Origin of the sequence: Noviherbaspirillum soli (assembly GCF_015352955.1) — a bacterium.
Classification (GTDB): Bacteria; Pseudomonadota; Gammaproteobacteria; order Burkholderiales; family Burkholderiaceae_D; genus Noviherbaspirillum_A; species Noviherbaspirillum_A soli.
In genome coordinates, this window is sequence record NZ_JACYOX010000041.1 from 1 (window position 1) to 11,931 (window position 11,931).

General features: G+C 54.0%; 8 protein-coding genes and 1 pseudogene. 7 read left to right on the forward strand and 2 right to left on the reverse strand.

Annotated features, from left to right (window positions below; all coding sequences use genetic code 11):
- Nucleotides 1–184: pseudogene (locus IGW04_RS21815) on the forward strand (IS110 family transposase); the annotation flags it as partial.
- A gap of 377 nt (nt 185–561) precedes the next feature.
- Here IGW04_RS21815 and IGW04_RS21820 read toward each other — a convergent pair.
- Nucleotides 562–1,461 (reverse strand): LysR family transcriptional regulator, encoded by a 900-nt coding sequence (locus tag IGW04_RS21820; RefSeq protein WP_194715212.1) that lies wholly within the window; start codon nt 1,459–1,461, stop codon nt 562–564.
- Between the two features lie 141 nt (nt 1,462–1,602).
- Here IGW04_RS21820 and IGW04_RS21825 point away from each other — a divergent pair, with 141 nt between their 5' ends.
- Entirely contained in the window at nt 1,603–2,823 is a 1,221-nt protein-coding gene (locus tag IGW04_RS21825) for a 3-hydroxybenzoate 6-monooxygenase (RefSeq protein WP_194715213.1), read from the forward strand.
- Between the two features lie 117 nt (nt 2,824–2,940).
- Here IGW04_RS21825 and IGW04_RS21830 read toward each other — a convergent pair whose 3' ends face one another.
- Nucleotides 2,941–3,168 (reverse strand): DUF3072 domain-containing protein, encoded by a 228-nt coding sequence (locus tag IGW04_RS21830; RefSeq protein ID WP_194715214.1) that lies wholly within the window; start codon nt 3,166–3,168, stop codon nt 2,941–2,943.
- A 384-nt stretch (nt 3,169–3,552) separates the two neighbouring features.
- On the opposite strand from IGW04_RS21830, the gene IGW04_RS21835 reads away from it, so the two are divergent.
- The 5 genes from IGW04_RS21835 (at nt 3,553) to IGW04_RS21855 (ending at nt 10,800) form a co-directional block, all read left to right on the forward strand.
- Nucleotides 3,553–3,999, forward strand: a complete 447-nt coding sequence (locus tag IGW04_RS21835; RefSeq protein ID WP_194715215.1) for a hypothetical protein — start codon at nt 3,553–3,555, stop codon at nt 3,997–3,999.
- Nucleotides 4,000–4,105: 106 nt separating this feature from the next.
- Entirely contained in the window at nt 4,106–5,035 is a 930-nt protein-coding gene (locus tag IGW04_RS21840; protein ID WP_194715216.1) for a fasciclin domain-containing protein, read from the forward strand.
- A gap of 1,066 nt (nt 5,036–6,101) precedes the next feature.
- Nucleotides 6,102–8,165 (forward strand): TonB-dependent receptor plug domain-containing protein, encoded by a 2,064-nt coding sequence (locus IGW04_RS21845; RefSeq protein ID WP_194715217.1) that lies wholly within the window; start codon nt 6,102–6,104, stop codon nt 8,163–8,165.
- Between the two features lie 50 nt (nt 8,166–8,215).
- Complete coding sequence (locus tag IGW04_RS21850; RefSeq protein ID WP_228527311.1) at nt 8,216–8,704, forward strand: YfiR family protein; 489 nt, start codon at nt 8,216–8,218, stop codon at nt 8,702–8,704.
- 23 nt (nt 8,705–8,727) lie between these two features.
- The gene (locus tag IGW04_RS21855; RefSeq protein ID WP_194715219.1) at nt 8,728–10,800 is read left to right on the forward strand and encodes an EAL domain-containing protein; all 2,073 of its coding nucleotides are present in this window, start codon (nt 8,728–8,730) and stop codon (nt 10,798–10,800) included.
- Nucleotides 10,801–11,931 lie beyond the last annotated feature (1,131 nt).

Genomic DNA, 11,931 nt, shown 5'->3' on the forward strand with positions numbered 1-11,931 from the left:
CTACATGCCTGCCATGGTGGCCTTGCACAGGACAGCATGGGGCGCCGTGTTCCGCCAGCGCCTGGCTACGGCGGGAAAGCCGCCCATGCTCATCATCGGCGCCATGATGCGCAAGCTCATCCATGTGGCCTTTGGCGTGCTTAAGTCACGCAAGGCCTTTGATCCAACGTTACATGGAGCTTGACGGGCATAACAGTATCTACCGACGGGGCCTCCGCTTCCCGCAGCAATCCCGTAGGGCGTAATACCCCGCAGGGGCATTACGCGCAGGTCGAGCACGCAAACCGGCGGCAAAGAGCATCCTCGCAAACGCCCACGGTGCAATGCCCTTCGGGTATTGCACCCAAAGGGGCCTCCGCTTCCCGCAGCAATCCCGTAGGGCGTAATACCCCGCAGGGGCATTACGCGCAGGTCGAGCACGCAAACCGGCGGCAAAGAGCATCCTCGCAAACGCCCACGGTGCAACGCACAGCGTATGTTGCACCATGCCGACTGTAGCCCCGCCGGACCGGCCCGGGCAAGCGCATGCGCCCTGCCTCCGGGTCGGCTGATGTGATCGCCTCAAGCCGGCCCGCCAAACAGCCCGGCCAGCGTGCGCCGCAGCCAGACATTGCCCGCATCCGCATGAAACCGTTCATGCCAGTGCTGCTTGACCGCATAGGAAGGCAGCTTGACCGGCGGCGGCAGCAAGCGTATCGCTTCCTGCGACGCCAGCGTGTTGCCCAGCCGCCTCGGCACGATCACCAGCAGCTCGGTCTGCGCCACGATCCGGGACACGCCGAGGAAGCTGGGCAGGTGCAACACCACTTCCCGCTGCAGGCCCTGCTGCGCCAGTGTCCTGTCGACGATGGAATGGCCGGTGCCGGAACTGCCGACGACGATATGGGCTTCCTTCAGGAAAGCGGCCTTGCCCAGTCTTTCCCCGATGCGGGGATGGTTCTTCGCCGCCAGGCAGACGAAGTCCTGGGTGAACAGCGTCTGTTGATAAAAGCCCGCCTCCAGGTCGGGCATGAAGCCGACCGCGATGTCGGCCTCGCCGCTTTCCAGCCGTCGCGGGCTATCGGTGGAAATCTTCTCGATCTCGATATGCACGCCGGGCGCCGCCTTGCGCAAATGATTGAGCAGCGTGGGCAGCAGCACGATCTCGCTGATGTCGGTGATCAGCAGGCGAAAGACGCGGCGCGCGCTGGCCGGGTCGAAGGCCTCGCGGGCGCCATGGGTGCGTTCCAGCATCGCCATCGCATCCCGCAGCGCCGGATAGATCCCGCTGGCGAACGGCGTCGGCTCCATGCCGCGCGACGTGCGGCAGAACAGCCTGTCGCCGTAATGCCGGCGCAACTTGTTGAGCGCGATGCTGGCCGTGCCCTGCGCCATGCCGCGCCGCTCGGCCGCGCGCGACACGCTGCCGGTCTTGTAGATCTCGTCGAACAGGTTGAGCCATTCCAGGTCCAGCTTGGCCATGCAGCTTCCTTCCCTCACCATTATTGAAAAATACAATCCGGCATATTAAGCCACGCGCTTGACGGAATAATAGGCGGAGCCGAAACTCGCTCTCCATTCAGCCAGCAACACAAAGCCGCTTCCGCGGCGATTGGAGACAACATGCAGCAGACATCCGAACCCCTTCCCGTACTGGTCGCCGGCGGCGGCATCGGCGGCCTGGCGGCCGCGCTGGCCCTGGTGCGCCAGGGCTTTGCGGTCAAGGTGCTGGAACAGGCGGCGCAGCTGGGCGAGATCGGCGCCGGCATCCAGCTCGGGCCGAACGCGTTTTCCGCGTTCGATGCGCTGGGCATGGGCGAGAAGGCGCGCGGCCGGGCCGTCTATATCGACGAAATGGTGATGCATGACGCGCTCGATGAAACCCTGGTTGGCCGCATTCCCACCGGCGAGGCATTCCGCCAGCGCTTCGGCAACCCCTACGCGGTGATCCACCGCGCCGATGTCCACATGTCGCTGCTGGAAGGCGTAAGGGAATCGGGCCTGGTGGAACTGCTGACGTCCACCGCGGTGCAGCGGGTGGAGCAGGACGAGACCGGCGTCACGGTCTTCGACGGCGCCGGCAACCGGCACCGCGGCCTGGCGCTGATCGGCGCTGATGGCGTGAAGTCGGCGGTACGGCGCCAGTATGTCGGCGACGAGGCGCGGGTCTCGGGCCACGTGGTCTACCGCGCCGTGGTAGACCGCGAGAACTTCCCGGCCGACCTGCGCTGGAACGCGGCCAGCATCTGGGTCGGGCCGAATTGCCACCTGGTGCACTATCCGCTGCGCGGCGGCGAGCAGTACAACGTCGTGGTGACCTTCCACAGCCGCGAGAAGGAGGAGTGGAGCGTGCGCGAAGGCAGCCGCGAGGAAGTGCAGAGTTATTTCGAAGGCATCTGCCCGAAGGCACGCCAGCTGATCGACCTGCCCAGGGACTGGAAGCGCTGGGCCACTGCCGACCGCGAGCCGATCGCCCAATGGAATTTCGGCCGAGTCACGCTGCTGGGCGACGCCGCCCATGCCACGCTGCAGTACCTTGCCCAGGGCGCCTGCATGGCGCTGGAAGACGCGGTCACGCTGGGCGAAGCGCTGCGGGTGAACGGCAACGACATCGGCAAGGCCTTCGACCTGTACCAGCGCTCACGGGTGGCGCGCACCGCGCGGGTGGTGCTGTCGGCCCGGGAGATGGGCCGCATATTCCACGCCAAGGGCGTGGAGCGCCTGGTGCGCAACGACCTGTGGAAGGGCCGCACGCCGGAACGCTTCTACGACGCGATGGAATGGTTATATGGCTGGAATGTGGGCAATTGCCTGGCTGACAGGCAAGGATTAAAGGGCCGGTAGGGCTTGCCCTTTAAGTTGCTTTAATCCGCTTTAGTTAACCCTGCGCGATTGCCAGGTTCGGATGCTTGCCCGGCAAGCCAAGCGGGAGTGCATCACATGCCCGCCTGGCTACCGCGCCTACTTCGTTTCTTCCAGACCGCGCCCGGTCTTGTGCTGCAGCTCGTCGATCCGCTTCGACGCATCGGCCTTGCTGAGCGTCTCGTCCATCTCCACGCCGGCTTCCTCCGACAGGGTTTTCAGATAGGACTTCTGCGCCCCGGTCATCGGCTCGTCGCCGGTGGTCCAGTCTTTCGGGTCCTTCACCATGTTGCTGTGATCGGCTTGGTCTTGGGTGTGCTTGTCCATGTATTTCTCCAGATTACTGTTTATATGTACAGTATTTGAAGGGTGGAGGTGGCGAAAGTTCCGCATTTTCATGGTCGATTTGAAATGAAGCGGTGGTAGCACCAGCCTCATAGGATGTGCGCCGGTCCCGATAGGGGATGTAAAGCGCGACACGGAACTCAAGTCCTTCACTGCCAAGCCGTGGCATTGCGGGAATCAATATATCTCCGTTTGATGATTAATTGCTGAATGGAAATCCATTGCGGAGATGCTTAAGCAAATCTTAGGTAAATCTTTCCTGGAACAAGAGTAGAAAATTACCATTTGAATACTAGACAAACCCATATTTGACATAGACAATCGGTTCCGCAGAGTCTATTGATAATAAACTTCGTGACATTCCTGATGACTTCGAAACCGACCACCTCCAGTGAAGCCGGCCTGTCGATTGTACTTGTCAGACCCGAAACCGGCCTGAGCGGGCAAACTCTGCTTTCATTGAAGCGCCGCTGCGTTTTTCCCCCTTTTCTACGTGGTCCAGTGGACGACTGGTCATGTAGCGTGAAGCAGCAGCAGCGGCTAGGGCTGACCTGTGGCCTACCCGATTCCAGCCTGTGCCAAGGCATGATGTTTGGCTTGAAGCATGCCGCCTCGCAAGCCTTTTCGGCGCAATACGCAAATCTTAAGACTGTAATTTGTCCAGGACAGATATGGGCGGCGCTGGCGTTGCGCCGTCGACTGGTAAATTGCCTTGAATGCTTGATAAGCATGCTCCGCGCGCCGTGCGGCACGACTTTGAAAGCACTAAAGACATTGCACCGCTGCCTGAATTTTTACCCGGAAGTCGTGTGACTTTTTATCAATCTCAGCTAAGGGAGGGAAGGCGGCAGTTGACATCGTAATACCTTGAAATCCATCTACAACTCATCAACTGATTCCAATTCTCTGGAGGACGATCATGCTACGCTGGATCACAGGATTTGTAAGTGCTTTGCTGCTAGCCTTCACGGCCGGTTGCGGTGGTGGAAGTGATGACCACCCCGGAAATGTCGTGCAAGTCGCCCAAGGCGACAGTCGTTTCAGTATCTTGGTCGAAGCGGTTCAGGCGGCTGGCCTGACCGATACATTGGCCGCACCCGGCCCGGCAACCGTATTTGCGCCTACCAATGATGCATTTGCAGCGTTGCTCAGTGAGTTGGGGGTGACCAAGGAACAACTGCTGGCCAACAAGCCGTTGTTGACCGCGGTGCTCCAATACCATGTCGTGGCCGGGCAAATCCCGAGCAGTTCGGTTCCCCTGAACAAGGCCATCAATCCAGTCGGCGGCGGCTTTTTCAAGATCGACAAAGTCGGCGCCAGCCTGGTGATTACGGATGGACGCAATCGGACGAGCAAAATCGTCCAGGCCGATATTGCCGCCTCGAACGGTGTCATTCATGCCATCGATAAAGTGCTTCTGCCTGCCGACAAGACCATCGTGCAAACGGCCATTGCCACCCCTGACTTCAGCATCCTGGTTGAAGCCGTTACAGCCGCAGCGTTAGTTGACACACTCAGCGCCCCTGGGCCTTACACGGTTTTCGCACTAACCAACGCCGCATTCGCATCGCTGTTAACGGAGTTGGGCCTCACCAAGGAGCAACTGCTGGCGAATAAACCGCTGCTGACGAAAGTGCTGACCTACCACGTAGTTCCGGGACTGGTATTAAAAGGCAGTGTGCCTATCAATACGCCGATCAAGACCGTCGAGGGTGAGACGTTCACAGTCAGTCCGGCATTGGCGATCACGGATCAGCGTGGCCGACAGGCGAACATTGTCGCCACGGACGTGCTTGCCTCGAATGGCGTCATTCACGTGTTGGACAAGGTGATTCTGCCCGCACCGTAAGCGGGTCTGCGGTGGACGGCCAACGCGCCGTCCACCGCTTCTGTCCTGAAGCGTTCAACCAAAATTGGCTTGCCTGGCCATTGCACGATGCGATCGTGAGCAGGCTGTGACCCTGACACGAAAAGAACAAGGTGTTGGAGCGTTGCCTTTGCAATCCGGTCAGACTCGAAATTCGGACGCCCTGTATGCAACCCTCCTCTACCCCCGTTGGCTTTGGCATGCAGGAACATGTGCTTCAGGGGATAGGACCACGCCAGTCATAGGCGAACCCGACGCGTACCATGAACCTCTGCCGCGTCGCCCTCCAGTAAACGCACGCGGACTTTTGCCGTGCAAGCCCGCTCCAGCTCGGCACCAAATAACGCGGGACGACGCGTCTTCAAACTTGCATTGACTTGAAGTATCTTGGAAGGCGAAGACGATTGCGTGCTCATAGCCACGTTGAAACCATGTCCAGCCAAGGCGTGATAGCAACTGCTTCAGTTGATTATCGGTTCGTTTAAATTTAATCAATCGGTTAGGTACGCTACCCCCAGCCTTGGCTTGACGTCGCCTCCGATAAACATCACAGCACTATTCCCTGATCGTTTACTACGCCGTAAAAATGGTTTCAGCCAGCGTTAACTGTTTGTTTTCTTCCGCTCTCCCGTATTCCTGCGCCGATGCTCTTGTTATCAGCCAATGAGTAAGTGCACAACCGCATCACAATTTATCAAAAAAATTTCCTAAAAGTAATTTTTGCGATATTATGGCTTTCATTTTGTGGCAGCCCACAAAAATTGTATTAAAAATCGCGCCAGATAATCCGCGCAGTGAATGAGCTTAGCCTGAGTAATGGGCTTTCCCGACATGTCCAAGGTATCTGATTCAAAGGAAAGCGTCTTTTGATGTGATCATGACAAAAACGATAAGAAAGTCCCGGTTGCAGCGGTGCCATTTCCCATACCACGATCCAGCATGGCGACCGTATCGATGAGGTCTGCGGCTGACCTGAGAGATTCCGGCTCGAGCGCTTGAAGACAGCCCGTCATCGTTTCACTGCTATCTGCTAGAAATAGCTATTAACATGAATATTCTGCATCCCGACGTACCCTTTCGTGCATTTAAGAGAATGGCCCAACCAAGGTTGCCCAATTCCCTTCTCTTCGCTGCCATAACAGGCCTCACTTTGTGCCGACCGGCGTTTGCCAATGATTCATCCGATCTGACTAGTCTGAGCCTCGATCAGATTTTTAACATGGAGATTGTGAGCGCTTCCAAGATTGCGCAGAAGGTGAGTGACGTGCCAGGGTCGGTTTCTGTCGTAACCGCCCAGGATATCAAGGATTACGGATACCAATCACTGGCGGATATTTTGCAGAGCATGCGCGGCATATACGTCAGCTATGACCGCAACTATAGTTACATTGGTACCCGCGGCATCGGGCGCCCGGGAGATTTTAATACCCGGCTTCTGATATTAATTGACGGCAAGCGCACTAATGATGCCATATATGACACGGGTGCCGCCGGTACAGAATTTCCGATCGACGTTGAATTGATTGATCGGGTTGAATTTGTTCCAGGTCCCGGATCGGCAATATATGGCAGCAGCGCTTTTTTTGGCGTCATTAATGTCATCACCAAATCCGGGGCAAGCTTTCAGGGAGGCGAGCTCAGCGCTCGCTTTGGAAGCTACGATACCCGGTACGGGCGTGCTACGTACGGAAAAAAGCTCGATAATGGCATGGATTTCCTGATTAGCGCTTCAGGGCTCAACAGCAAGGGACAGGATCTGTATTTTCCTGAATTCGACAGTATCGAAAGCAATCATGGTGTCGCTCGCGGTCTCGATTATGACCGGTACAAAAAGCTCTTCGCCAAGGTGTCTGCGGGCGATTTCACGGTATCCGGATACCTGAGCCAGCGTACAAAGGGAATCCCGACCGCTTCCTATGGACAGCAATTCAACGATCCCCGGAGCCAAACAGTCGATGAATATGCTTCGGTCTATGCTTCCTACAAGCGAGAACTATCCAGAACGCTCGATTTATATGCCAACCTCAACCTGAACAGCTATCGATACAGCGGCGCCTACGCTTATACGGCACAGAGTGACGTCCTCAATAAGGATCTCGGTAATGCGCAGTCACTGGGAGGGGAATTGCGCCTTGTTAGTACCGGCTTTCGGAATCATAAAATCATCTACGGGGCGGAATATAACAAAAGCTTCAAAAGGGATCAGCAAAATTATGATATCAATCCGTTCTACTCTTACCTAAAAAGCAACGTTCTGAAACATGGATCTGGCTTCTATGTCCAGGACGAGATACGGCTGCAGGAAAACCTGATCCTTAATCTGGGAATTCGCCGGGATATTGATGCGGAGGGTGGCGCCAGCAACAACCCTCGCATTGCCGTCATTTACAAAGCCACTCCGGAATTGGCGATCAAGGGTTTATACGGAACGGCATTTCGTACCGCCAATGCTTATGAACGATATTACGCCACAACCGAAAGTCTTTATAAAACAAATCCCGATTTGAAGTCTGAAAAGATCCGCACGCAAGAGCTGATATTCGAGTATTCGCCCGCTTATAACTTTAGAACCAGCGCATCACTGTTCCAATACCAGTTCAAGGATCTTATTTCGCTGACTACTGATGCTGCAGACGGGCTTCTGTATTTTTCGAATATCGATGCGGCCAAAGCGCGAGGCCTGGAACTGGAGGCCGAGTGGGTTCGCGAAGGCGGGAGCCGGCTGAAAAGCAGCGCCAGCTTCCAATATGCCAACAGTGCTGGCAATGGGGAATGGCTGACTAATTCTCCACGCCAGATATTTAAATTGAACTACACCATGCCTTTTCTTGATAAGGCTTATCGTGCTGGCCTTGAATATCAGTTTACCAGCAAGCGAAAAACCCCAATCGGTGGCGAGGTCGGTGGCTTTGGAATCGTCAATCTCACCCTGGTAACGCAGAAATTCGCTAATAAGCTCGAGCTTTCTGCAAGCCTTTACAACCTGCTCGACAAAAGTTATATGGCTTCGCCCAGTGAAGAGCATTTTGACAATAGCAGCCCGCCCCGTTATTTGAATGGAATACAGCAGAACGGAAGGAATTTCCGAGTCGTTGCAACTTATAAATTTTGAATATGCCGACCAGATACGTGGCACGCCTTTTAGTCAAGACACTTATCGTGATGATCGGCGCGTTCCCCCTTTGTCCTGTCACGGCCCAGGTACCGAATGAGTACGCTGCAAAAGCTGCTTTCCTGTACAACGTTATGCTTTTTAGCGCGTTTCCCGGTGCCGGCAATGGAACGATCCGTTTATGCGTTCTAGGTCGAGATCCTTTTTCCGGCGGATTGAATATGCTGGAAGGCAAGGAGATAGGTTCGTCCAAACTGACGATTGGCTATCCGCGCTCAAGTACCGAGGCATTCAAGCAATGCCAGGCCGTTTTCGTCGCTCTATCTGAAGCAGATAATATATTGGCAATTGCCAATCTGGGAAAAGAGGCTGGCGTCATGACTATCAGCGATGTTGAAGGCAGCGCCCGAAAGGGAGTCATGGTCGAATTGTATATCGAGAATAACAAGATTGCCTTCGAATTCAATAATGATTCAGCACATTCCGCCAAGATTTCATTGAGCTCGAAAGTAATTCGCCTCGCAAAATCCGTTTATTAAAACTTTACTATATTTCTTCACTGATGAAGCCCACGCCGGAATGGACAAGTAAGCACACTTTAAGTTCGAAGCTCAAGATTGCGAATTTAGTGACAAGCGGAACGGTGATCCTGCTATCAACGATTTTCCTTCTAGGCATTCAAATTTATCTATTCACGTCTTCCTTGGTGCGTCAGACTGAAACCCAGGCGAAAATGGTCAGTGAGAATATATCGGCAGCAATAGTTTTTGGAGACAAAAAGGCTGCCACAGATATCTTGGCGACGTTGCATGCGGCAAGTGAAATCAAGTTTGCAGCTGTTTACGATAATAACAATAATGAATTTGCTACGTTCTCCCGCGATCCGAACTATGTCTTTAAATCCGATTCTCCACGCGGCCTGCAAAATTCCTATTCGATTTCACTCAGGCACCTATTTTTTCATTATCCCATTGTCTTAAATCAAAACTTGGTGGGTGCTGTCGTTCTGCACACTGAGATGACAGGTTTCTACAAGCAGGTTATCTTATACCTGCTCGTGACCATCCCCGTAATGATTGGTGTGCTAGCTATTGCGAACTTGATGCTGTCACGCCTTCAGCGCTCAATCATGGAGCCGATAGTGATGCTATCCGAGATAAGTAAGAATATCTCTGAATACGGCGACTACTCAGTACGCGCCGAGATAAAATCGTCGCAGGATATAATGGCCCTGGCAGATGCTTTTAACGGAATGCTTAATCGGATCCAGAAACGCGAAACGGACCTCCAGGCGGAAATTTTGGAGCGAAAACGCGTCCAAGTAAAACTGGATCGCCTGGCGCACTACGACAATGTGACGGGACTGAATAACCGACACTTTTTCAACGACCGGCTCGAGTCCGTCATCACCCGTTCCGAGAAATTCATGGAAAAGACGGTTCTGATGTTTATTGACCTCGATAATTTTAAGACAGTCAATGACACACTTGGGCATGACGTCGGGGATAAATTACTGCAATTGGTAGCAGAGCGTTTGGCCAATACGGTGCGGTTCGGCGACGTGGCTTGCCGTATCGGCGGCGATGAGTTTGCCATTATCCTGGAGAACGTCAGTGAACTCAGCGTTGCTTCGATGATTGCAGAAAAGTGTTTAGCCGCCTTGGCCCAGCCGATCGAAATCAGCGGAAACGAGTTGCACATCGGAGCAAGCATCGGCGTAAGCGTGTATCCGGACGATGCACAGGATAAGTATTCCCTGTTGAAATATGCGGATACCGCAATGTATTACGCAAAAAACGGTGGGAAGAACGCCTACCGGCTATTTGAGCAAAGCATGCAGGAGAATGCACAAAAACGCTTCACGATGGAAAATAATCTGCGGCGTGCCATGGAACGCGAAGAATTTGTTCTGCACTACCAGCCACAAATCGATGTCACGTCCGGGCAAATCAGCGGGGTAGAAGCTTTGATACGCTGGGTTCACCCGGAGTTAGGCATCATTACGCCGGCAGAATTCATACCGATTGCTGAAGACACCGGCCTCATTGTGGAGATCGGGGAATGGGTTATCCAGGAAGCTTGTCTGGAGATGAAAAGATGGCATGAAGACGGGCATAAACTGCGAGTGGCAGTCAACCTGTCCGGCCGTCAATTGAAAGAACGCGACTTCGTGAAGAACGTGCTGGCGATCGTCGAGAAAACGGGAATCGAGCCAGAATATCTCGAACTGGAACTGACCGAGAGCATGCTTATGGAAGCCTCGGCAGGCATTATTGAAAAATTATTCGATCTAAAGGCAGCTGGAATCCAGCTCGCGATTGACGATTTCGGTACTGGCTACTCTTCGATGAGCTATCTGAAGGCGTTCCCTGTGACCTGTTTGAAGGTGGACCGTAGCTTCATTCGTGATTTACCGCAAAATACTGAAGATGCGGCGATCACCAAGGCAATCATTGCGATGGCCAAAAGCCTGCGAATGAAAGTAGTGGCAGAAGGCATTGAAAATGTGGAGCAAGGAGATTTCCTCCGCGAACATGGTTGCGATGAGTACCAAGGTTATTTCTATAGCAAGCCAGTCTTGGCGGAGGAAATTCGAAAAATGCTCCCGAAAAGCTTGGTTAGCCGGGTGGCTTGATTAATGCAAATCCCAAGTTTAACGAACAGGCAGTCAGGCTAAATGCCTGAGTAAAACGGTGTCCTCGACAGGAAAGGGGCATGTTGACCCAGAAAGTTTTGCTGCAATTGCCAGACGGAAAAATCCATTTACTTCATCCAGGACGTTATGGATTGGAATGGGTATTACGCGTCACGCCTCGTGCGGTCCCTCCAATGGCTGAAGTAGTTTGTCGATGAAGGCCTGGACCGTGTAGCAGGGATACCCATTGCTGGAGCCCACAGCGACTTCCCAAGACGCAGGAAGAAGCGTTTCGCCAGGCAGTCGAGCAATCGCAAGTTAGGCCTGGTGGCCGCCGTATGCCCGGCGAGGATATCCGACAATTGCTGGCCGAACAGTTGGCGGGCGTAGCCAGCGCCGCACGCCAGAGCAGTTCCCACTACTTTCATGATGGGAACTACCCTGGACACTGAAGTTAGGCAAGGTAACGGAAGGGACTACCGAACCATCCGGTCGAGTTCAAGAGGCGTCTTGCCGCTGCGGCGTGTGAGGCCGGCGTGTCGGTCTGCAAGCTGGATATGGCGCACCCGGTGAACGCCAACATGGTATTCAAGTGCCGTCCGGAACATTAACATCATCAATACGGCACCAAACCTGCTACATGCCAAGCGCCGAATAAAGGACGTTCAGAATTGCACCGGTAAGCATGTTGTAGTCCCTGCCGGATAGTCAGCCTTAATAGCCACGACAAGTCCGTCCATTCTGGTCAATTCCGTTGAGTGTCTTTAAAGAAAGCTCGGCCATAAATGAATAGCCTGAAACCGGCCGTCGACAGTCGGTCGCATGGGGTAGGCAAAAGCCGCTTATCAGGACTCGACCAAGATTTGATTGAATTGCATAAAGGAAAAATATCTCCCGATAATTTCGCACAGCGAAACGAAGTTCTACAAGTTGTGCGAATACCTATCCTGTCCCATAATCAAACCCGGTTTAGCCTTTTACACCGGGTGTTTTGGCGTCCAGCAGGAAGGCTCTGCTGAAGCGGCATATGCGTTTTTATAAGCGGTATCACGCTCAACCAGCGACCAAGGGGGTCCGATGCATAAAAATAACGGAGACAAAAAGACAACGACATTATTTCAAACACGTCCA